Genomic DNA, 22,498 nt, shown 5'->3' on the forward strand with positions numbered 1-22,498 from the left:
TATGAATTCCGCGTGCCCCGAGCTTCAGGTCAAGCCGCCCGTTGACAGCTTGACAGCAACCGGCGGCACACGACTCACTGCTTCCAAACTGCCGATCACACGGCCATCCGGAGCCTCCCCTCGCTCCACAAACCGGTAGATCGGCTGCAGCTTCACCTCCCCTCCAGCCATGCCGACCACCTCGCTGATCTCCGTCACCCGGCGGCTCCGATCGCGCAGTCGCTGCAGATGCACCATCACATCCAGCGCAGAAGATATCTGCTTGCGTACAACATCCAGAGGCAGGCTTGCGCCACTGAGCACCATCGTCTCTAGCCGACTGAGCATGTCAATCGTGGAATTAGCATGGCCAGTCGATAGTGAGCCTTCGTGCCCCGTATTCATAGCCTGCAGCATATCCAAACTTTCGGCGCCACGCACCTCACCCACAATAATCCGGTTAGGCCGCATCCGTAGCGAGGCGCGAATCAGCTCCCGGATCGAAATTTCCCCTCGCCCTTCGGTATTCGCGTTACGCGTCTCCAGTCTGACAAGATTAGGCACGCCGCGAATCTGAAGCTCGGCTGAATCCTCGATCGTAATGATCCGCTCATCCGCCGGAATATGCTGGGATAGCGCATTCAGAAACGTCGTCTTCCCCGAGCCTGTGCCTCCGCTAATAAAGATGTTATGCTTTTCCTTCACCAGCCGGATCAGAAAAGCAGCCGCTTCCTCGCTGAGCGCCTCCCTTCGCTGCAAATCCTCCAGGGTCATCGGCGCCGCTGGGAATTTCCGAATCGTCATCGTCGGGCCGTCCAGCGCAACGGGAGGCAGTACGACATGGACACGGGACCCGTCAGGGAGACGTGCATCCACGACCGGACTCGACTCGTTGACGATACGGTTGACACGCCCGACCACCGCCTGGATCGTATCCTCCAGCTTTTCCCTGCTTTCGAAGGCAAGGCCGGTTTCCGTCACACGGCCGCGTTTCTCGATGAAGATGCGCTCATGGGAGTTGATCATGATCTCGGTAATCTCCGGATCGTCCACCAGCGGCTGGATCACATCCAGCCCGCGAAACGAGTTGAAAATATCCCTGACCAGCTTATTCATCGTTCCTGCCGTCAGATGGCTGCGCGAGGAGCGGGCAAATACCTCCTTTTCAATCAGATCCAGGAGCTCTGCATCGGAGAGAGTGCTTCCGTAGTCGATCTGCTCTTGTACGATGCGCTTGAGTTCTGCGTGGAGATCCTGCCAGGACCGCTCATCGTTCACTGCTTCCACCTCCCCGGACGATCGCAACCGCATCATCGGCAAAGCCCCGTACGAGCATGCTCTCCACACGCACCATACTTTTCCACTCCGGCACATAAGGAAGCTGGCCGCTCACCGCTATCGCATATGCCCGAAAATCATTCAACCGAGCTCCAGTATTCCGGTTATGGAGAAAGCGGACTTTGTCCATAACCAGCCTTGCCTCTTCGCCATTTCGCTTACGCAGGGCAGCGATCCAGTCGCTAGTTTTCCTAAGCTGGACTCCGTCATCACTGACCGGCCAGAGGATAAGATCAGTCTCACACAGCAGTTCCATCACAACGGGAGCGCAAGACGAGTCGGAGTCGACAATGATCCGGTCATACAAACCGGATTGTCTGGCAGCCTTCAGCAGCGACCTCAGGTCGGCAGGTTCCATATCTCCCCATTCCTCCGTTTGCCGAAGGGGACGGATGCAATCGAAGCGCCACTGCGGATGCCGATGCTTGGCCTGCTCCAGCTTGGCCGTCAACAGCTCCGGCCGGGACTTGGCGTAATACAACAGCCGGGAGAAGGCATCATCCGGCTCTCCTGTTTCACCGGCAGCGTCGTACCAGGCATACGAGGGAAGCTGCTCCAACGAGAAGCACAGTACCTGCTCGCCCTCCGCAGCAAGCTGAGCAGCCAAGTGAATGGCCGTTACCGTCTTGCCGCTGCCTCCCGTCGCCGCATACACGGCGATTACCTGCGACTTCGTCACGCCCCCGCCAAGCAGAGCTTCCGCACTAAATTCGTTATAATGCGAAGCTGTCGAAGCGAGCAGCGTGTTCAGCGGTTGATATTTGAAGATCACCGGATACTCCAACACGCCGCCAAGCCGCTCCGTTTCACTGACGATCAGCGTGCAACCCGCTCTTAGCCTGAAGGCCTCATCCGGAAGCGGCAGCCATGACTCATGGACGAGCGCAATTAACGGCTCCCTGGCCTCCGCCAAATACCTGCAGCCGTCCTCCCGGCTGGTGAACCGCTGTAATTCGAAGCGCTGCGCAAACTCAGACGTGCGGAGATAGACCGACAGCATGTCCCCAAAATATTCGTCCGTATCCAATAGCACCAGCTGCAGTCTGCTCATCAACGTCTATCCCTCCTTGTTGTGCTAAGACACAAAAAAAGCACGCGCTGCCCGGGACATACATCCCGGACAACGGTGCTTCCGTTGACCTGACTATTAAAATCTTATGAAATGGATTATATATGAAATTTTGGTAGAGTTCAAGTGTTTCAACTATTACCTTAATATTTTTTTAGAATGCTATTATTGATCTATTAGAGAAATAGTTTCCTTTTTCAAAGTGTTGAATTGTACAACCATTGTATTTATCATGAATCATAGTACATCTTATTTACATATATAGGAGTTGAAAGTTAATGGAGCTTACATTGGCTCAAACCATTACAGCATTATTTGAAAAACTGTCTCCTATCGAACAGAAATTTATATTACCTGCTCTGCAAGGGCGTTTTGGTGCCTCTTTTCAAATAACGTACGGTCATTTGTCTTTGCTGGATCACGGCGATCTCCAACTCATCCACTCAACTATTTATGGATTAATTCTCACCCGCGAACAACTTCCAGAAATTTTGGAGCGATACAAAAATTCAAATAAGAGAGATTTTGTATGATAAAATCGTTATTTATCATACTCCACATACTACTGTCTACATGGGAATATCCGGAATGGAGTGGTACTGGCCCAATTACACCCATTCACAGTTCAAGTTCAAGTCTCCTTCAGCTTCATGACACCCCTCAAGTGGTCTTGGATAAACTCATACATCTTGAACACAAAAGCCTCGCCATATTAGCAAGGTTCGAACATTTTACTCCCATTACAGAAGAAGACAAAGACAAACTCATTCAATCGCTCGCTTCGTTTTATACTCCAGATCAAGCACAAACCCTATTTGAGCAACACTACAGACAAAGAAATGATGGATATATCCGGGTTCCCACTGACTATATCTCGATAAAGCATATCCAAAAGCACATTCAGATCTTTCAGCAAGCTGAGCTTGAACACACCCTATTAAAAATTACCGGAGAGGATGAACATCACGAATTCTATGAATTTCGCTATATTCTAAATAAAGATCTAACACTTATTGCAGATATCCAAGTTATTCAGGCTCCCTATTAAGAATTCATACTCTGAATAATAGTCACAATTTCATAAGAAAAAGCAACAGAAAAAAGTATAACCTTAGCCCGAGAAATCCCGAACTAAGGTTAGTTGCTAATGTTATATAATTAACGCTTTCGGCTACAAACGCATCAGCGCTCTCCGCTCCGCCTGAGGCCGGCAGTCATCACAGACGCCAACGACCCCACCGGCTTCATTCGCGTAGAACGCCAGTCGCTTACTTTTCTTTTTGCAGAACGAACAAGTTTTGGAGCCGCCTTGGGACTTAACAGGCTGTCCGGGCTTCGGCTTGTACAAACTCATTTGGATGACCTTGCTTGCCTCCGTTTTGTCCCTGACCTTGCGCCCTGCCTTAACCAATGCCCACGCGATCACAACCGCCGCGACGATGATTCCGGCGATGGCCCATACCGTCATACTCGTTCCCATGGATACCTTCCCTCCATCTCGAATTAGCTGTGCCGGATGTCCGTAAGCGTCAAAGCAGCTAGGCTACGCAAGTTCAGGCTGTTCCTAGGCCCAGTCCCGTCTAGCGGCTACCATCCAAGCTCTCTTCGGTTTTTCGTAGCGGAGCAATACGTTTTCCTCCAGCGCTTCGATCGTCCAATTCGCGAACAAGGCTTCCGTCTGATCCCGTTCGAAAAAACGTTTTATTCTGCCGCCCGATTCGTACAGGCCCGGCTCCAGCTCCGTCCCCTGACCTGCACCGTATTCCGTATCGCGTATCGAATTGACCCGGCACAGCAGCAAGCCACCAGGCTTCAGTACACGCCTGAGCTCAGCCACGATCCGCTCGGTATCCGCCCAGTGAAAGTAGTGCAGAGACAGATCGGCCACAATCGCGGGAGCCGTACCGTCTCCAAAGGGGAGCGGCTCGAGCAGATTCAGCACCAGGGTGCGTACCTCCGGCACCCGTTCACTTACTAGCTTTAGCGCTTCCTCCGACAGATCGCAAGCAACAACCGGTACCCCGCGCTCCGTCAAATAAAGCGCATTGTTCCCGGCCCCGCAGCCCAGATCCAGCACAGGAAGTCCGTCGCCAGCTTGCAGCTCGCTTAGGAAGGGATCCAGCCACAAATCATATTGAAGCTACTCGGCCGATTGTCCGGCATATAGAGTTTCCCAGTAAGTTTTAGAACTCTTCACAGGTCGCTCTCCCTTGGTTCAGATTATTCCGAACCGCCGTTTTTATGATTTCATTAAGAACAGCGTCAGCTCGTCCCGGTTGTGGAAGAGCTGTTTGGCCTTCAGCAGCGTGAAAGCGCCGGACAAGTCCTCCGTTACCTCGCGGATCGACTGGAAAGCTTTCTTATGCATCAGCTTGACGGTGATAATAGCGGTCCCGCCTGTCTGCACCGCATCCGCAAGCTGCAGCACGAGCTTGGCCATCTGACGGTGGCTCCAGCTCATATCGCAGACGAGCAGGTCGAACTTACCGGTCTCGAACTTCACTTCATCCGCCTTCTTGGACAGATAGGTAAGCCGGGGCTGAGACAACAGCGAAGCATCCAGCTTGGCCGGGTCTACGGCCGTTACAGCCAGACCGCGCTCCAGCAGCAGACTTGTCCAGCCTCCGGGAGCGGCCCCGATATCGAGCGCCTGACGGTAGCTCTGAAAATCCAGTCCGAACGCCAGCTCGGCCTCGAGCAGCTTGAACTTGGCACGGGAGACTTGACCCTCTTCTCTGCGGAAACGGATCGCTCCACCCGACCAATCGGACAAGTTCTCCTCGGGCCGGGTCAGCCCGGCATAGAGGCGGCTGCGGGTCATGTAGACGGACAAGATCCAGTCAGACTGCCGGACGACCGGATTCAGGCCGTATTCCTGCTGCAGCAGCACGTCCAGCTCCGCTTTCAGAGACGCCGGTGCGGGAAGCTCGGCTTCTCCCTCCGGCTTGCGGATTTGCACAGCGACGGACGTTCCTGCGGACAGCGCTTCCCGGTTTCTTTCAACCAGACCACATACAGCACCGATCGCTTCGGCAGATGTCCCTCCCCACTCATCCGCTACATCCGCCGGAAACAGATGCCGGAGAAAGGCAGGTTCCTGCTTCAGAACGGCGGCGATTGTTTCATCGCGGGACAACGGCGATTCCAGCCAGAAAATCTCGCCTGGAGATAGCCAGCCGAAGCGGACAGCAGGCCCAAGCAGACGTCTCAGCTCCTCCTGGGCCTGTTGGGCAAAACCGCGGTTAGAGGTACCTACAAACACACACTCGCTCATCCCAGCACCTTAATCCACGGACGGTCTCCGAACCATTCGATACGAATCGGCACCTGGAAAGCCTTCACCAGGTTCTCTTCCGTCAATACTTCCCGCTTCTCGCCGCAAGCGATGACCTTGCCTTCTTCCACCAGCAGCACATGCGTGAACATCGGCACGATCTCCTCGAGATGATGTGTCACATAGATGACGGTGATCGACTGCTCGCTCAGCTTGTTGATATTTTCCAACAGCCGCTCGCGCTCAAACAGATCCAGACCTGCGCATGGCTCGTCCATAATGAGAATGGATGGCTCCGTCATCAGCGCCCGGGCCAGCATGACTTTCTTGCGTTCGCCCTGAGATAACGTACCTAGCGGCTGGTCTGCCATATGAAGCAATTTGACCTCATGCAGCTTATCCAGCGTTTTCTCGCGAATGCCTTGCGGGATGGCTTCATAGAACCGGAGAAAGCCAAATTCGCCCGTAGCCACCACTTCCCAGACCGGATCGGCTGGATTCATCTTCTCATACAGAGATTGGCTGATATATCCAATCCGTTTGCGCACCTCACGTACGTCGCACTGTCCATAGGTATGATCCAGCACCCGCACCTGCCCGCTTGATGGAAACTGATAGCCGTTCATCAGCTCCAGCAGCGTCGTCTTGCCGGAACCGTTGCGTCCCAGCACGACCCAATGCTCACCCGCTTGAATGCGGAACCCGACATCATCAAGAATATGCCGGTTCTCCCGGATAAAATGAATGCCCTCCAGCGACAGAATCTCCGCTTTTTGTGTGACTTCCATACTTGCTGTCATTTGCAACCACAACCTATTCTTTAGCTTTCTTGGATGGCTTTCCTGCCTGTGCAGCCCGCTCAGCCAGCATTTCATACGGCATCGGTCCCGCATATAGCTCGGTACGATCCGGCTTGCTCTGATACAAAGCCTCATACATCTGCCTGCGTCCGCTTTCGCTGGACGTATGCAGGTAGATCCGGTCCGGGAATGTACCGGAGGCGATTAGCCCCCGGACAACATCCATACCGTTAGGGGCACCCCAACCCAGATCGTAATCGAGCGACAATATACCGATCCGGCATTCCTTGACCATCAGTAGGCATTCCTCCGCGCTTCGAGCAAGCGCGAATCCTGGCGGGCAAGGCCGGAGATCATCCAGATACAAATCGATTTTCGTCAAGACGGCTCAGCTCCTGAATATACCGAATTTCAGCTTCATGCGTCGTTCCGGGAGCAACAGGAGTTTCCAGTACAACCGGAAGTCCCTCTCTCGTCCTGAGCGGCCTGGAAGCCAGCATCCGGGCAAAGCGCTCCTCGCCCATCGTGCCCTTGCCTATTCGGGCATGTCTGTCCTTACAGCCGCCGCGCGGGTAGACAGAATCGTTCAGATGAATGGCATGCAGCGCCTGCCAATAGCCTGTGCGCTCCATCTCCAGCTGCAGCTGCCCCCAGCCGTCCGTCACCCCCGAGGGCCAAAGGCCGGAGGCAAAGGCATGGCAGGTGTCGAGACAAAACCCAACCAATCCGGGCTGCTGACACAAGCTGCGTACCTGTACTAGCTCCTCGAGCGTCATGCCCATAGCACTGCCTTCGCCTGCCTGGTTCTCCAGCAAGAGCAGCGTGCTGCCCGCATACCCGGCGAGAACGTCATTTATACATTGTATAATATTTTTATAGCCTTGTAACGGGTCTTTTCCCCGGTATTTGCCAAAGTGAACGATGATCCCTACGGAGCCGCAGGCGTCGGCAATCGACAGATCGTTCTGCAGCGAAGCAATTGTCGCATCACGCAGATCTCCGGGTTCGACGGCCAGATTGGTCGGGTAAGGCGTATGTGCGATCGAGAGGATCCCGTGCTCCCGGCAATAAGCCGCGCAGGCCTGGGCATCCGCAGGAATCGGCGTTTTGATGGACAGGCTGCGCGGATTTTTCGGGAAATATTGAAAGGATTCCGCTCCGAGGCGGACCGCCGTCTTGGCGGCCTCCAGATAGCCGCGGCGGATGCTGAGATGACAGCCAAATTTCATGAATGTCTCTCCCCTCTCATCCCTGACAGCCTGGGCAGCAGAACGATTTCTTGGAAGAAACTCCACGCCGTTCGATCGCCGTGCCACAGCGAACGCAGGACTCTCCCTCGCGGTCATACACCCGGCATCGACTGTCAAAGCCGCCGGTCAGACGGTCGCCCGGATACAATGGCAGCTCCATGTAGCCGCCGAAGCTCGTAGCCTCATCTAATACCCGGCGCATCGAGTGAAATAAACGGACAGTCTCCTCTCGGCTGAGGGAGGCAGGCTTGCGCTCCGGCAGAAGTGCTGCATCAAAGCAAATTTCGTCGCTGTAGCAGTTGCCGATACCGGCCAGAAAGCTCTGGTCGACCAGATTGCTCTTCAGTGTCCCTCTGCGCTGTGCCAAAAGCTCGTCGAACACTCCCTGCGTCAGCCGGGGATCGAAGGGGTCTGGACCCAGCTTAGCGAATGTTTCTGCTAGATGCTCGGGCGGAATAACATGGAGATAACCAAGTCGAAGTCCGATCAAGTAGAGATTCCTGTCCCCGAACGAAATTTGTACCTGAACGGTCCGATCGGGCTTCTCCTGCAGTGTTCCGTAGCAGATAATCCCGCCGAGCATCAAGTGCAGCACCAGAGTCTCACCGGACTCCAGCTCGAACAGTAAATGCTTGGCCCGTCTGTCTACACGGCGGATGGACTGTCCCACCAGCAGCTTATCGAACCGCTCCGGCGCTAGATTGATGGACTTCTCCCGGGTTACTTCAGTCCCAGTGATCCGCTTGCCTACGATCAGTCCTCCGAGCAGACGACGGTAATTCTCCATTTCAGGCCATTCGGGCATATACATTCTCCTTAGGAAGTGTTGATTAGGTTCTTCCTGTATTGCCCTTTTTTACTGGAACTTATGCCCTTAATGCCTGTTAATTTCAAAGATTTAACATATTCGATCGCATCCTTCGCCGCTTGTATCGGCAAAGGAACGTCCCTCCTCGGCCCGTTCCGGTCCATTGCGTGGCATTCAAAACAAAACCTGCTGGTCCAGAACGCTCGGCTGGCTCCGTCGTCTTCCTGTGGAGCGCCCTGCCTGTTCCTCACCGCTGCTGCGCGCAACCTTAGCCTTCACAGCATTTCCCGCGTCCGTACCGTCCAGCGTGCCTGTCGTTGGCGAACCGCCCCGCTTCCGGGCAGCCGCTGCCAACTGCTTGCGCTCCAGCCTGTCGATCCGCTTGAGCAGCTCAGCCTCCTCGTCTCGCGTCTCCCCGCTCTCCGGTTCGCTTGCAGCCCTTTGCAGCTTCTCCTTCCTAATGCTTCGACGCTCTAGTGCCTGCCGCCTCCAGAGCACGTCCTGTGCTTCCTTCGCATAGCGAAGCGCCAGCTCCAGGTCCTTGAGCTTATGCTCGCCGTACATGGACAGCTCGATGAATGGCTCCAGGGAAGCGATCCGTGCTTGCCCCTGGCGTTGGATGTAAAGCTTCCACAAGGAACCGGCCAAGTCGTACTGTCTGCTTTTCTTCAGAAACCTAGCAAGCGGAAGCACGCAAGCAGGCAGCTCCGAATCGACAGCCTCAGCGCATTCGGGAGCCGTCAGTTCCTCGGCCAGAGCCTCCATAGTCAGCATGGCTACTTCCTTCAACCCGCAGCGGTCCATCCACTTCCCGTAACGGAACCATTCCTCACGTCCGAATGTACGGACGTCCTCGAAGCCTGTCTCTCCCGTCAACAGCTTCCCGAAATGAACGGCAAGTCCGACGAGAGTCAGAATGTCCCATTCATTATGCCGGAACACACCTTCCAGGATGGCCGGATCTCGCTCAGCCAAATATTGAAAGTACAAGGCCGGAGCAAGTGAGCCGGGCACATCATCCTCCCGAAGCACTCCGAGCCGGTCCTCCTCAACCTGTCCCAGACGGCAAGAGGCCAGCGTCGTTTTCCAAAGGCTGCGGGACGGATACAGGAAGTCGATATGCCCCTGCGGCTCAGACGGCAGGGGAATCCGGTTCAGGATAAACCTGTTGTTCACAATCGGCCAGTCAAACGACTTCCCGTTGTACGAGATGAGCACCGGCCTCTCCGAAATCCGGGTCTGCAGATAAGACAGCATGGAGGCCTCTTCGCCCGGATGCCGGATCAGCATCTGCTCCACGACAAAGCCTCCATCCTCGAAATAACCGATTCCGACCATAAACGGAACGTTCCCCGCTCCTTGACCTAGCCCAGTTGTCTCCGTATCGATGAACAGCAGTTGCTCAAGCCCAGTGTCGGGCAAAATGGCTGCCGTCCCAACATGCGAGCCCGCCTGGGATTCACTATACTCTCGAGACGACAGATGTGCCTGGCCTTCCTTATCAGGCTGTCCTTCTGCTGCAAGTCCCGCGTCCCTCGCAGGCATCGGCCGGCCCTGGACGGCCTTCTTGCGGGTCTGCAGCAGCCGCTGAAGCGCAGGTGCCGTTGCCTCCAGGTCGCCGAGGGCATAATGTCCATGCTGGAACGCGGGCTCATAAACCAGACGGCGTGTGATGAAGTCCCCCCACTCCCCCGACTGAAGAACGGCTCCAATCCTGGACCAGCCCGCCTCTTCCGGATCGGCTGCAGAAGTGGATATGGAAGCTGACAACTGGACCTGAAGCTGCTCTGAGGCCGCAGCCTGCTGATCGCTTGCCGCCGACAGCTCCTCCGTCTTCAGCGTCTGCTCTTCCTCAAATTCCCTGCTGTCCGTGTTCTCCCCCCTGTTCCCAGAAGAGGCTCCCGGCTTCAAATGCCGGTTCAACCGGTCACGCAAACTGCTCATCGCACATCTCCCTCCAGCTTCGCCAGCAGATTCAGCGCCAGCTTCTTGCCCGTCAGCCCTACCTCCTCGATCGGCCCGACACAGGCCGGACAACCGCTCAGACAGCCGCAGCTACCGATGAGTCTAGAGGCTTCCGCGAGCAGTTGGCCGTGGAGTTCGTACAAGCGCTCGCTCAGCCCTACGCCACCCGGATAGCGGTCATAGAAGAAAATCGTCGGCTGCTTGTTGTGCACCGCCTTGACCTGAGCCACAACACGTACGTCCTGCGGATCGCACATCAGATACAGCGGAGCGATATGGACCAGTACATTGGACAGCCCCAGCAGAGCAAACTGCATGTCGTTCGTCGTCATCTGAGACGCCGTCTCTTCATCGAACGTGATCCAGTACGAGCTGGTATGCAGCTCTTCCTCGGGCAGATGGATAGGTCCTGAGCCAATATTCTCATGCGTATGCAGCTTGAGCTTCTTGAATATCGTCGCCTTCGCATTGACTGTGACCTCGCCATACTGACGGGTCAGTCCCTGCTGACGGTCCTCGCGCATTACATGCAGTACCTTCAGCTGCACCGCCAGATTGGCATCGGTAAAATAATCGACGTCAACCTCGCGCACATACGCCTTCTTCTCCTCATAGTCCAGCTTCTCGACCTGATACTGCACGCCTTCGTGCAGATAAATCGCTTCCTCGTGAATCAGTGTCGGCGCGCTGAACCGGTCCACCTCGCCCAGCACCTTGGCCCCGCCGGTCATATCGATAATAATATAATTTTCCTGCGCAGCCGAACGGAGGCTGACATCATGGGCGGGAAACGACTGATCCATCCAATGCCAGCGGGTCTTCACCCGGTGGAGGATGCGCTCGTCGGTCAGAAACTCAAGAATATCGTGCAGCGACTCCCCGCCGAACGTCTCGTGCTCCTCGAACGGCAGCTCGTAAGCGGCACATTTCACATGGTCGACGAGAATGATCAGATTATCCGGCTCGATCAGCGCACGCTCCGGCGCCTTGTCGATGAAAAAATCCGGATGCTGGATCACATACTGGTCCAGCGGATTACTGCTCGCCACGAGAAAGGTAATGGAGCTCTCCTGGCGCCGCCCCGCCCGGCCCGACTGCTGCCAGGTGCTGGCTATGGACCCCGGGTAGCCGTTCAACACGCATGCCTGCAGCTGCCCGATATCGATGCCGAGCTCCAGCGCGTTCGTGCTGACAACGCCGCGGATCTCCCCATTGCGCAGCCCCCGCTCGATCTCGCGCCTCAGCTTAGGTAGGTAGCCGCCCCTGTAGCCACGAATCGACTTCGTCCCGAGCTCATGGGCGACTAGCTCCTGCAGATAGGTCAGCAGAATCTCCACCCGCACCCGGCTGCGGGCAAATACGATCGTCTGAATGCCCTGCTTGAGCAGCAGCCCAGCCAGCTTGCGCGTCTCCAGCACGCTGCTCTTGCGGATGCCGAGCTGTTCATTGACAACCGGGGGATTGTAGAATACGAAATGCTTCTCTCCTGCTGGAGAGCCGTTCTCGTTCACCAGCGCGACCTGCTCGCCGATCAGCCGCTCCGTATGCTCGCGGGGATTATCAATGGTCGCCGACGCGCATATGAATTGCGGGTTCGATCCGTAGAATCGGCAAATACGCTTTAGCCTGCGGATCACATTGGCCACATGGCTGCCGAACACGCCCCGATACGTATGAACCTCGTCAATGACAATATATTTGATATTCTCGAACAGCTTGACCCACTTCGTATGATGCGGCAGGATAGCCGCATGCAGCATATCCGGGTTCGTCACCACGATATGCCCCGCATTGCGGATGGCCGTACGGACAGTAGGCGGCGTATCGCCATCATAGGTATGCGTCTTGATATCCGCTCCCATCACGGTTGCGAGCTCTTGAAGCTCCGCCACCTGGTCTTGCGCCAGCGCCTTGGTCGGGAATAAATATAGCGCCCGAGCGCTGTCATCGCGCAGAATGCCCTGGAGCACAGGCAGGTTGTAGCAAAGCGTCTTGCCGGAGGCAGTAGGCGTCACCGCGACGACATGACGGCCAGCGGCCACCTCACGGAAGGCCTGCGCCTGATGTATGTATAATTGCCTCACGCCTCTGGTGATGAGCGCCTCACGAAGCTGCTCGTTCAAGCCGCCCGGAAAATCCTCATATCGGCCGTCTCTGGCGGGAATGGTGTGCCAATAGGTGACCTGCTTCATAAGCTCCGGCGTGCTGCGCACCAGCTCGATTAATTCGTTCATGGAGGACACCTTGCCGGTCAGTCGGTTCATGGAATTGCTCCTTTTCCTGTTAAAGCGATACTCCTTTTATTATAAACGAATGCATGTTCGGCTTACAAATTGTTTTTAACTTCCATTCATCCGATTTTCCGTATCATTTGTCCAAGTTCCTTATATACATAAATAAGGAAGAGCCTTCCCGCGTGTGCAGCATGCCTGCAGGCCTTGTTTCATCTGCTCTGATGAGCGCGAAGCATACAGGCCAACTCTGCATGTCCGATCCATCGGTCTACTATAACTGTCATTCGAGGTGACTGCGATGAATACCGAGCTTGTGAAAGCAGGCCATACTTACGAATTAGACGCCAAAGCTCCGTCGTCAAGGCCATGTTCCTACCTTCTCACCCAGCCAACGCTTCGGTTGCCAGGACGAATGTTCCTTTCTGCACCAAGCCAGCGTCTGCATTCGCTGTTACGATACAACAAGGGCAGCCGATTGTCATGCTCTCCCCCCTCCGAACACCCGGGTACAGCGAGTGCAGGCAAGGACCAACAGCCATGGTAAATAAGTGGCTGTTCCCGATGTCGCTCCTTTATCTGCTCTGGTTCACGCTCAGTTATATCCTGATTGGCAGCGGATGGCTGCCAACATGGCATACAGAGATCAGCCGTTTGCTGCTGATTCTCGGCGGTGCAACCGCGCTCGCCTGGTATACCCGCAAGTTCGGTGCCAGACAAGCGCTGCTGCTGTTCGTCATCTGCTCCAGTCTCTCTTATGTGGCGGAATGGCTTGGGGTTCACACCGGGCAATGGATCGGGACCCAAGAGGAGGGCCCCAGCTTCGCCCCTCTTGTATTCGGTGTTCCTCTGGCGGTCCCCTTCGCCTGGTGCATGCTGCTTATCATAGCCAAAGCTCTGGCGCCTATCGAGGCGGCCCAGGAAGCCCGCAAGGGGCTCACGTTGTCTCAGAAGCTGTCCACCGGCCTTCCTCAGCTCAAGCGCGAACGTCGCGTCCGCAAGCGGCGAAGCTTCTGGCTCCCGGCGATCTGGACGGCCAGTATGATCGCATCCATGGAATTGCTCCTGAAGCCTTCCGCGGTGCAACCGACCTACGGGACTCAGACCGCAGAAAGCTCCACCTGGAGCCCAATGCTCCATCAGTTGCCGCTAGGAAACTATGTGGGATGGTGGTTTACGGCTCTTTTGATTATTAGTATCATTAATTATTTACATGATGAATATATAGAGCAATCTCCTGTGTTCGCTTTCTCCCAACTATTCGTTCCGCTCATGCTGCTGCTGACCCTGGAATCCCTATTTCTGACCTTGGCCATACGAAGCGGACTGTGGTGGGCGGTGCTTCTTAATTTGTCTCTGCTGGCGATCCTGTTTGCGCTTCGAAGGAGCAACGCCCCTACGTAACATATAAACAAACAAGACCTGCTTCGACGTTTTAGGTCGCGGCAGGTCTTGCTGTGGGCGGCTTAGGATTATGGTCTACAGATATCCTAGTTACTCCAGATCCGCTGAATCATCGTAATCGAACCGATACCCGTCCTGAAAGGCAAGATGGGATGAAGTCATCGCAGCAGATGCTCTGGTTTTCAGCTTGCTTAACACTTCCTGATAGGAGTAAGCTTTACCGGATTCACTTTGTGAACGTATCGCAATTTGCAGCGCCTGTTCAATCACAGCAATATCCTGGCTCGTAAAGTCCATACGGCACCTGTCCTCCCAGCTTAAAATGATTCACCATCCGTTAGTATGCCCTGCCGGAGCCGGGTTTATACCTTGTCTCAAGAGCAGAAATGGTCTTGTCAGATGATACAGCCGTGAAGCAGGCCGGAGCCGCTTCAGCTCGTCGTTCTCCACTCGCCGAAGTTGATGCCTCCACTATTATTGCTATTGTCCTCCGTGTACCCTTCGGGCACTTTGCGGCTGATTCGGATCGTATTCGGAGGCCCGTTTTGCGTGCCATTATAGTTGATTGCTTGAGCCGTGCTCAGACCTCCGAAGTACATAAAGCCGTCCAGATTATAATTGAAGTTAATGCCGGCAGTTCCCGCAACGAAGCTTCCTATGTAGCAAGCATCCTTGGAGCCGCATCCGAACAGCTTCGGAAACGTCACCGATCCATCTCGGGATAAGACAGCGCCTGTCACGTTCAAGTAGCTCAGATTGGTCGGCATCCGGATATCCTTATAGGCATAGACGGACTTGCCAACCTTGACACCGTTCAATTGATTGAAATCAATTCCCCTTGCCGAATAGATTGATCCCTCTACGGCAACCCGGCTTCCGGCAGAGAATTTGAGATCCGAATTGGCTGAATTGCTGACCAGATTTTGCTTGAACAATGCTCCTTCATTGAGGTTGCCATTGAAAGCAAGCAGACCGTTCGCGATGACATCACCGGTTATAGTGGACCCGTCAACGTTCTGGAATGTAATGTTATTTCCGCTCTTGATTTCTCCCAAAGTCGAATTGCCTTGAATAGCCTTCTGGAACGTAATGTCGCCCTTAGCATACAGGCCGCCACTAACCGTCGAGTTCGTAACCGGCTCTACAAAGGTGATGCCTCCATGACTGTGCAGCGAGCCGCTGACCACAAAATTGCTTCCCACTTCTTTATTGAAGGTCATCGCTTTGCCGGAGACAAATCGTCCGGAGGCCGTAACGTTACGGACCGGCTCGAAGAACTTCAGCTCGCCTCCGCTCTCCATCAGTCCGGAGATGATAACGGGCCCAGTATCCCCTACAGACCGCTTGAACAGAAGATCGTTTCCAGCCACTAAGCCTATGCTGAACGTTCCCTTTTTCAAGCCTTCTTCAAACACGATATTTTGCTGAACAGACAGCCGTCCTGAATACGTGATGTTATTCACGACACGCTTATAATAAATACTACCTCCGGACAAAGTATCACCGGAAAAGGTCACGCCATTGATATTGCCTCTAAACTCGATATCTCCTCGGGCAGAGAGGCGCGAAGAGAACGCTCCGCCGTTCAGTTCATCCATGAAGATGATCTGTCCGCCAGATATGGTTTCGCCGAACTCTCCACCATAAATTTTACCTTCGAACGTAATATTTCCTTTGGCCGAGAGAGTGCCCATATATGTCCCATTGGTGATATCCCCCCTCACGGTAATACTCCCGTTCGTATATATAGGGGTCTTTTTGGTCATCCCTTTAGGACTAATCACGATGTTCTTCGTACAATAGATTTCGCTGACCGCATCCAAATCCGAAGCCTGGAACTCTGACTTGGAGCAATTCTTCTCGTCAAGCACCTCCAGCGGAATAATGGGAGCAGTCGGACCCTGCAGCGGGAATACCGCAGACGTCGAGAAGACCGGACGATTCGCATCTATCTGCTTGGTGAAGTGATTGGTCATTTGCTCCTGGTAGTTAGTCACCTTGTAATATTGACCCGGAGCGCTTTCCTTGGAAGTCTTCTCATCCCAATGCCTGACCCATTGCTCGGTTTTCTTCTGATTTTTCTCCGTAACCGAAGTTCCCACTACGTCGTTGCCAAATATCCCGTTACCGTTGCTGCCAGAACCTCCACCGTTACTGTTCGCCAGGACAGGCAGGGTAATTTTCGTACGTTTCTGCAAGCTATCATTGAATTTGGAGAATCCCTCAATATTCACAACAATTTTCCCCTCTTCTTTGAAGGGGCTTATTTTCATATCATTGGTGCCGTCCAGCGTAAAGGATGGTTTCACGTCTTCCAGAACCTTTAGCTGCGCAGCGTTCAGATTCAGCACCTGCACATTATTGTCCGCCGCATTTTTAACCAGCCGTTTTACAATGACAGCACCGGATTCCGCAATATAATTCGAACGCTCGGCATTTCCATCGTGCACAGAGTTACGCTGGCCCTGCTGTGTACTCAGAATGAGCGCGGTCAAGCCGACCGTAATCACCATACTCAGCATCAGCACAAGAATCAAAGCGGCACCACGTTCATTTCTCCATAAATTTTTCATGGCTCCCCATTCCCTCACCGTGATTTTTGGACTATATTTATAGTAACATAGTCCCTTATTGAAGAGGTGAAAATTTTGCTGCGCAACGAAAAAGGGTTGACTCTTGTCGAAATTTTGGCCAGTCTAGTTATTTTGTCCATGGTCATCCTCGCCTTCACGTATACGTACAACCAGCTATTCTCCGCCTCAGCACGGGAGCAGAAGCGGGATGTGTCCGTGGATATCGCCAGGTCCGTGATGGAACAATTGAAAGCAAGCTTCAGCTCCGGGACAGCCAGCATGAATATCTGGTTTCCGCCCACGAACAATTCGGGAACTCTGCCCAATCCCGGCGCCGACATCCAGCAACTTGTGAATCTGGTTCCCTTGAGACAGACTGTGACAAGTCCCGTTCAACTTGAGACGATTTATTATCCGAGCGCTTCCGACCGTCAGTACAAGGTCAATATTAGCAACATACCGATTCCCGAGGCCGATAAGCAGGTTTATACGATTACTGACAACAATCGTACGAGCTATACGCTTAAGGTAGCTGATCATTTCTCCCTCATTCAGGTTGAGATCATTCCCGCAGCCGGAGGCGTCAGCTATGCCATTCAAAGCTATCTGGACAGGAACTCCTAATATGAACATGTTCCGCAACGAAAAAGGGCTGACGCTGGTCGAACTGCTTGCCGCCATTACACTCATAGGCATTATCGCAGGAGTCATTACAATGGCTCTCCAGCAATTAAATACCGGAAATCAAGTCACCTATGCCCGTCAGAAAGCGCAGATCGAAGCCCGGTCCGTCAGCAATCATATGATCGGGAAGCTTCGCGAGCAGAAGTACAATCTGATTATGCCGGCCGGTGCAGCTACCGCTGAGCAGCAGAATGTGCTGACTTTGTTCAAATCCGCTAGCAGAACCGACAATTACATCCGGTACTATAGGGATATCCCCAACCAGACGCTAGTCGTCGAGACCGTCCAAGACGGCAAGCCGCCTGCTCGAAATGTCCTAATCCATGACATCACCGGAGCCAGCTCCTACTTCATGACGCAGAGCGGCCAAACGAGCAGCTCCGGGAGCAGCGACATTCAAGTGAAATATCTTCATCTTCAGTTCCAAATGACGCTCCTGCCGGGCCAAAAAGGCAAGCAGCAAGCCTACGATTACAAAACGGACATTACGATCCCAAGCTGGGATAAGTAATGCCCGTTTTTTTATGGCCTTGGCCTTCTATTTCGGTTCGTTCTTCGTCAGGTCCTTTACCTTCTCAGCCAGCGCCGTATTCAGAGCTTTGGCGTAGTCGTTGTACAACGCCCAGCCGAGGCTGTAATCGCTGACGTTTTTGCTGCTCCAGCCGCTGATCACGATCTGCATGGAGGCCATCATTTTGTCAAATAATACAGCATTCCGCTCATCACCGATCTGCTTGGCAATATCCCGCAGCTTCTCGTAGCGCTCGTTGGTGCGCAGCAGCCTCGCCTCATCATCGCCCTTGAAGCCCGCGATGAGCTCCGCCGTAACCGCATTGTTCTGCATGATCAGATATTGGTACATCGCCTTCTGAGAGGCGTTATAGATATCCTTCGTTTTGTCGGATGTAAAATCAACGTCAACCGTCTGCGTCTTGCCGTTCCAGCTCACCTCCGCCCCCAGCGCCTCAGACAGGCTGCGGAGGGGAACAAAGATGGAGCCCTCATAGAACATGACGTCTCCGCGCATGTCAGCCTTCTGACCGTTCATCGTAAGGCTGATTTGCGAGAACATCGCATCGATCTTCCGCCAGCCGCTGTCGGCGAAGGCTGTGCCGTAGAGAACGGTTGACATCAGCAGCAGGCTTACCACTAGCTTCTTCTTCATCACGTATAAACCCTTTCCTCTTCCTCGAAATATTAAGGCACCGGCTTCAGCATCGGGTAGAAGGCATGATCGGACAAGGTGGGATCGATGCGAGCTTCATGGGATGGCAGAGGCAACGCCTCCAAGGCGCCCAGCTTGCCTTCATAAGACGGAGCTGCGTACAAGCTGAGCTGCAGCTCCATCATATGCAAGGGGAGGCTGCTCGCGCTCGCTGTGGTGCCCGTTGTCTCCGTTTCGGGAGGCGTCCCCTCCGTCCCTCCGTCCTCTTCCTGATTCTGCAGCTGCGGTTGTGGCTTGGGCTGCGCCTGCGATGGCTTGACCGGACTCTGATTGACAGCATTCAGAGTCCAAGACGTTACCGAAACTAAGCGTTCTCCTTGCTGAAGGCGGGCCAGAAATTGCTGGAGCCCGTCATAGGTTCCACTGAGCTTGAGTGTAATCGTGAGCTCTGTCACTCCGTTCCCATGAGGACTTACAGCAGGCTTGCCTGCTTGCGTTTGTACCGAATTCGTCTTCGTATCGATGAATGACTTCTGACCCTCCGCATTCTTCGCCGGAGTTCCCGTCGTGTAAGATTGCAGAATTACCCCAGTGCCTTCCTCGGCAGACAGAAGCGCGTACAGAAATCTGGGGATTTCAGGCTGGGTGGGTACGCGACGCAGCAGAGCGGTCACTTCACTGTCCGGGACCTTGTCCGGTACAGGCTTCTGTTCCAGAGCGGCACGCTGCTGCTCCAGCAGGACGATCTCCCCATTGTCCAGATTGGAGGCCGCCAGAGCGGGATAAACGGCACGGATAAAATACAAGCCCAGCAGCAGCATACTGATCACAACAGCAGCCGTTAACAGGACCTGACGGTTTTTCAATCGGTTCCCTATCGCGTTCCATTGTACTTTATTCATCAGGATCACCTATGGAGTCGTCGTAATCGGTCGTGTTTGAATCTCCAGATGAACAGTATAGACGACGGCCTTCTTCTCAGCTGCAGTTGCCTGAGCTACAGCTTCCTGAACCGTTGCAGGCGTCTCGCGGTTCTCGGTGAACATCGACTCGAATTTATTCACTTGCTCTCTAGCTTTTTGGAGCTCATCCTCCGTGATCGGTGAATCCTTGAGCGGGCTACCGCTTGTAAATTTCCGGTCAGGGAGCTTGATTCCGTGCTCCTGCTCGTACATCTTGCCGCTAATCAGCCAATCCAGCTCGGACAACAGCTGCTCCGACTTGGTCCCGCTTACTGCCGGCTTTTGACTGATGATATCCTGAACGAACCTTTCCTTCTGTGCAGGCACGGCCGGCTTCTTATCCGGGGTACTCTCGGTAACCAGAGCAACGGCAACAGGCAGGACGAGTTCCTTCTTCTCGACAGACAAGATCTGGATGTCCTGAAAGCCCTTATCCTTTTTCAATTTCAGCACATAATCCGCAATCTGCTTGAAGTCGGAGAACTCGAGCTGGGCATCGAGCTTCTGGCTGTCAATTATCCCCCCCGGCTGCTGGAGCTGAGGCTGTCCTGACGCTGGAGGAGCTACAGGCACCTCATTCTGGGACGCATCGGCTTTCTTCAGCGTAAGCAGACGCGACGCCTCCGGCAGCGGAGCCGTGATGCTTTTCATCCAGGGAAGCCAGTCGATCCGCTTGCCCTCCAGTGATTTCACAGTCTGGAGCAATCGGCGGTACTCCTCGGTCCGCGGTTCCTCGGCATGCTGCCGGGTTAATACCTGAATCCGCGCTTGCAGCTGCTGCTTGTATTGGGCTTGCTGCTCCGAGGCCATCTCCAGCTTGTACTGAAAGACAGCCAAGGTCGTGAAGGAAAGCACGACGGCCAGCGCCGTTACACTGAGCACCGGCCAGAAGTACTGCTCGCTCCTGGGCTTTCTGGGGAGAAGGTTGATGTTATTCATGTTGCAGCCCCCCGCAGAGCGAGCCCGATGGTTGTCGCGAACGCTTCCGAAGCAACCGTCTTGGCTCTCAGCTCCTTGTCCCAGGAGACACTGGCTTGCAGCGAGGTTACCTTCAGAGACAGACGATTCTGCAGGTATTCCGAAATTTCATCCAGACGGCTTACGTCACCAGCAATAAACAGCGCGCCGAATTCCTCATTACGATTGTTCAAGGTGTACTTGTAAAAGTTGATAAGCCGCTCCAGCTCGTGCGCAAGCTCGCTGCAAGCATTAGTAAAGCCAGAATCTCCGTGGCTGTCTGCACCAGACAACCAGGAGAACGGATCATCATGCTCCTCCTTCGCTTGTTCCTTTTCTTGAAAAGCAACCTGAACGTTGCGTGAAATTTTCAGCTGACCGTCCGAGAAGACATTCACATCGCAGATCGTATCGTTGATATCGATCAGCAGATATGTGCCCTTGAGTTGAGCGTCAATCGATTGCAGACAACGAAAGAGTGACATCGCCTTGATCTCGATGCTTGCGATTTTGATGCCCGCCTGCTTGAACAAATCCACATACTGCTCCACCATCGGTCTTGGGACCGCCACCAGCATCACATCGCATAACTCTTCATGGACCACATCCGCAGTCTGATCCAAATCTGCAAACGGATCGCTGTTCTTACCTCCAAACAAACTCTCCGATGAGGCAGCCGCTTCCTTAATGGCAGCGGACTGCTGTATATTCGGTGGATTGCGCTTCATCAGCCTGACAGACGATCGCTGGTTATGATGTCCGTTCAACTTGACGAAATCATACACCGGGTCCTCGAAAGGCAGATGGATGTTATGCTTGATCTCAAAATCGATCACCTGGCGAAGCTCCTTCACCGGAATGTCGGGAAACTTCATAAAGCGAACCATCACATTCTGGCTTGGCAATGAAATATTCGCCCGGCTTGTCCGCTTCTTCAATCGAGCCTTGGCCGTCTGCAAGGTACGGACTAATTCATGCGGACGCATGATTTTTCCGTCCTGCACGGCATCCACAGGCAGCGGCTCCCGGATGCAGGATGTGACCGACGCGGAAGCGCCAGATTTTATCATAAGCTCTGTCAGCTTCACCGCAGAGTCCGTTATTTCGATGCCCAAATAATGACTGGCCAGCGTCATCCATTGCCTAAGCCTCTCAACCTTGAACCGCATATGACCAGCCACTCCCAACTGCGTGCACTTGTTGTCCTAACCATGACTCTCTCCTTACAATAAACCCAGGTACCAACTAATCCACGAATCTCCCTCGAACATGCAGATCACGCTGGCGAGCGCAATGTAAGGACCGAAGGGAATATACGCTTCACGCTCGGACCGCTTCAGCGCTATGACCGTTAACCCGATCACCGTTCCCAGCAGACTCGCAACGAATAAGGTAAGCAGCGTAAGCTTCCAGCCCAGCACAAGGCCGACCAACGCAAACAGCTTGGCATCACCCATTCCCATCGCTTCCTTACGAAGCAGCACCGATCCGAGCCCAGCTATAGCTACGATCAGCAATAAACCGCCCATCATCCCGGCCAAGTAATGCCACCAAGGCAGCGGGTGCGACATCAGCCTGAGCAGCAGCGCTCCTGCCAATCCGAACAGTATAATACGGTTCGGAATAATCATCGCTTTCCAATCGGTAATGACAATCGCTACCAGAACCGAAGCGAAGAATAGACAGGCCGCCGCTTCCCAGCTGACTCCGTATTTCCATACGATTAGCACATAAAGAAGACTGGTTGCTGCCTCCACGATCGGATATTGGATGGAGATCGTCTGCCGGCAGTACCGGCACTTGCCTCTCAGGAGCAGATAGCTGAGGACAGGAACTAAGTCAAGCGGACCCAGGCGGTGACTGCAGCTGGTGCAGTGGGACGGCGGGAATGACAACGACTCCCCGGATAGCGTACGAAGCGCCGCCACATTCAGAAAGCTTCCGATCAATAAACCAAGAATTCCTGCAAAAACCAGAGCAATCGCCGTATCCACTCCCGCTGTTCACCTCCTGTTGAATGAAAGAAGGTAACCCTGGAG

At 54.1% G+C, this 22,498-nt stretch carries 23 protein-coding genes; 5 read left to right on the plus strand and 18 right to left on the minus strand.

The features are described from left to right. Nucleotides 1-24: 24 nt before the first annotated feature. Together WMW72_RS11785 and WMW72_RS11790 are read right to left on the minus strand one after the other, a co-directional pair. The gene (locus tag WMW72_RS11785; protein ID WP_341415780.1) at nucleotides 25-1,290 is read right to left on the minus strand and encodes a TadA family conjugal transfer-associated ATPase; all 1,266 of its coding nucleotides are present in this window, start codon (nucleotides 1,288-1,290) and stop codon (nucleotides 25-27) included. Beyond that, nucleotides 1,247-2,368 carry a nucleotide-binding protein gene (locus WMW72_RS11790; protein WP_341415662.1) on the minus strand — a complete coding sequence of 374 codons (1,122 nt, stop codon included), beginning with the start codon at nucleotides 2,366-2,368 and terminating at the stop codon, nucleotides 1,247-1,249. Before WMW72_RS11790 ends, WMW72_RS11785 begins: the two co-directional genes overlap by 44 nt. A gap of 296 nt (nucleotides 2,369-2,664) precedes the next feature. Between WMW72_RS11790 and WMW72_RS11795 the strand changes: the two genes are divergently transcribed. After that, nucleotides 2,665-2,919: a hypothetical protein gene (locus WMW72_RS11795; protein WP_341415663.1), complete on the plus strand. Its 255-nt coding sequence runs from the start codon at nucleotides 2,665-2,667 to the stop codon at nucleotides 2,917-2,919. Beyond that, entirely contained in the window at nucleotides 2,916-3,434 is a 519-nt protein-coding gene (locus tag WMW72_RS11800) for a hypothetical protein (protein WP_341415664.1), read from the plus strand. Before WMW72_RS11795 ends, WMW72_RS11800 begins: the two co-directional genes overlap by 4 nt. Before the next feature lie 123 nt (nucleotides 3,435-3,557). Here WMW72_RS11800 and WMW72_RS11805 read toward each other — a convergent pair whose 3' ends face one another. From WMW72_RS11805 to WMW72_RS11845, 9 genes are all read right to left on the minus strand, one after another. After that, nucleotides 3,558-3,866 carry a hypothetical protein gene (locus WMW72_RS11805; RefSeq protein WP_341415665.1) on the minus strand — a complete coding sequence of 103 codons (309 nt, stop codon included), beginning with the start codon at nucleotides 3,864-3,866 and terminating at the stop codon, nucleotides 3,558-3,560. 84 nt (nucleotides 3,867-3,950) lie between these two features. After that, entirely contained in the window at nucleotides 3,951-4,514 is a 564-nt protein-coding gene (locus tag WMW72_RS11810) for a class I SAM-dependent methyltransferase (protein WP_341415666.1), read from the minus strand. Between the two features lie 111 nt (nucleotides 4,515-4,625). Further along, nucleotides 4,626-5,660 (minus strand): SAM-dependent methyltransferase, encoded by a 1,035-nt coding sequence (locus WMW72_RS11815; RefSeq protein WP_341415667.1) that lies wholly within the window; start codon nucleotides 5,658-5,660, stop codon nucleotides 4,626-4,628. Continuing rightward, nucleotides 5,657-6,448: an ABC transporter ATP-binding protein gene (locus WMW72_RS11820; protein WP_341415668.1), complete on the minus strand. Its 792-nt coding sequence runs from the start codon at nucleotides 6,446-6,448 to the stop codon at nucleotides 5,657-5,659. The genes WMW72_RS11815 and WMW72_RS11820 overlap by 4 nt, the downstream gene beginning before the upstream one ends. Nucleotides 6,449-6,473: 25 nt before the next feature. Next, complete coding sequence (locus WMW72_RS11825) at nucleotides 6,474-6,842, minus strand: cyclic-phosphate processing receiver domain-containing protein (protein ID WP_341415669.1); 369 nt, start codon at nucleotides 6,840-6,842, stop codon at nucleotides 6,474-6,476. Beyond that, entirely contained in the window at nucleotides 6,814-7,689 is an 876-nt protein-coding gene (locus tag WMW72_RS11830; RefSeq protein WP_341415670.1) for a deoxyribonuclease IV, read from the minus strand. The genes WMW72_RS11825 and WMW72_RS11830 overlap by 29 nt, the downstream gene beginning before the upstream one ends. Nucleotides 7,690-7,705: 16 nt before the next feature. Beyond that, nucleotides 7,706-8,515 (minus strand): Fpg/Nei family DNA glycosylase, encoded by an 810-nt coding sequence (locus WMW72_RS11835; protein WP_341415671.1) that lies wholly within the window; start codon nucleotides 8,513-8,515, stop codon nucleotides 7,706-7,708. A gap of 177 nt (nucleotides 8,516-8,692) precedes the next feature. Beyond that, on the minus strand, nucleotides 8,693-10,462 hold the full coding sequence (locus WMW72_RS11840; protein ID WP_341415672.1) for a ribonuclease H-like domain-containing protein: 1,770 nt from the start codon (nucleotides 10,460-10,462) through the stop codon (nucleotides 8,693-8,695). Next, nucleotides 10,459-12,747, minus strand: a complete 2,289-nt coding sequence (locus WMW72_RS11845; protein WP_341415673.1) for a DEAD/DEAH box helicase — start codon at nucleotides 12,745-12,747, stop codon at nucleotides 10,459-10,461. The genes WMW72_RS11840 and WMW72_RS11845 overlap by 4 nt, the downstream gene beginning before the upstream one ends. Nucleotides 12,748-13,254: 507 nt before the next feature. Here WMW72_RS11845 and WMW72_RS11850 point away from each other — a divergent pair. Continuing rightward, nucleotides 13,255-14,118, plus strand: a complete 864-nt coding sequence (locus WMW72_RS11850) for a carotenoid biosynthesis protein (RefSeq protein ID WP_341415674.1) — start codon at nucleotides 13,255-13,257, stop codon at nucleotides 14,116-14,118. 90 nt (nucleotides 14,119-14,208) lie between these two features. On the opposite strand, the gene WMW72_RS11855 is transcribed toward WMW72_RS11850, so the two are convergent. Both WMW72_RS11855 and WMW72_RS11860 read right to left on the minus strand, forming a co-directional pair. Continuing rightward, the gene (locus WMW72_RS11855) at nucleotides 14,209-14,415 is read right to left on the minus strand and encodes a hypothetical protein (protein ID WP_341415675.1); all 207 of its coding nucleotides are present in this window, start codon (nucleotides 14,413-14,415) and stop codon (nucleotides 14,209-14,211) included. A 134-nt stretch (nucleotides 14,416-14,549) separates the two neighbouring features. Beyond that, nucleotides 14,550-16,691, minus strand: coding sequence for a hypothetical protein (locus tag WMW72_RS11860; RefSeq protein WP_341415676.1), 2,142 nt, complete (start codon nucleotides 16,689-16,691; stop codon nucleotides 14,550-14,552). Nucleotides 16,692-16,766: 75 nt separating this feature from the next. Here WMW72_RS11860 and WMW72_RS11865 point away from each other — a divergent pair, with 75 nt between their 5' ends. After that, nucleotides 16,767-17,315, plus strand: coding sequence for a prepilin-type N-terminal cleavage/methylation domain-containing protein (locus tag WMW72_RS11865; RefSeq protein WP_341415677.1), 549 nt, complete (start codon nucleotides 16,767-16,769; stop codon nucleotides 17,313-17,315). Further along, nucleotides 17,281-17,886 carry a pilus assembly FimT family protein gene (locus WMW72_RS11870; protein ID WP_341415678.1) on the plus strand — a complete coding sequence of 202 codons (606 nt, stop codon included), beginning with the start codon at nucleotides 17,281-17,283 and terminating at the stop codon, nucleotides 17,884-17,886. Before WMW72_RS11865 ends, WMW72_RS11870 begins: the two co-directional genes overlap by 35 nt. A 27-nt stretch (nucleotides 17,887-17,913) precedes the next feature. Here the strand turns inward: WMW72_RS11870 and WMW72_RS11875 are convergent, their stop codons facing one another. The 5 genes from WMW72_RS11875 to WMW72_RS11895 are packed head-to-tail and all read right to left on the minus strand — an operon-like array spanning nucleotide 17,914 to nucleotide 22,453. Then, complete coding sequence (locus WMW72_RS11875) at nucleotides 17,914-18,540, minus strand: stalk domain-containing protein (protein WP_341415679.1); 627 nt, start codon at nucleotides 18,538-18,540, stop codon at nucleotides 17,914-17,916. 32 nt (nucleotides 18,541-18,572) lie between these two features. After that, a complete protein-coding gene (locus tag WMW72_RS11880) occupies nucleotides 18,573-19,442 on the minus strand; it encodes a hypothetical protein (RefSeq protein ID WP_341415680.1) in 870 nt (289 codons plus the stop codon). A gap of 9 nt (nucleotides 19,443-19,451) precedes the next feature. After that, nucleotides 19,452-20,441, minus strand: a complete 990-nt coding sequence (locus tag WMW72_RS11885) for a hypothetical protein (protein WP_341415681.1) — start codon at nucleotides 20,439-20,441, stop codon at nucleotides 19,452-19,454. Continuing rightward, on the minus strand, nucleotides 20,438-21,640 hold the full coding sequence (gene pilM, locus WMW72_RS11890; RefSeq protein ID WP_341415682.1) for a type IV pilus biogenesis protein PilM: 1,203 nt from the start codon (nucleotides 21,638-21,640) through the stop codon (nucleotides 20,438-20,440). Before pilM ends, WMW72_RS11885 begins: the two co-directional genes overlap by 4 nt. A 42-nt stretch (nucleotides 21,641-21,682) precedes the next feature. Beyond that, nucleotides 21,683-22,453 (minus strand): prepilin peptidase, encoded by a 771-nt coding sequence (locus tag WMW72_RS11895; RefSeq protein ID WP_341415683.1) that lies wholly within the window; start codon nucleotides 22,451-22,453, stop codon nucleotides 21,683-21,685. Nucleotides 22,454-22,498 lie beyond the last annotated feature (45 nt).

The sequence above is a fragment of the Paenibacillus filicis genome (genome assembly GCF_038070315.1).
GTDB lineage: Bacteria > Bacillota > Bacilli > Paenibacillales > NBRC-103111 > Paenibacillus_G > Paenibacillus_G filicis.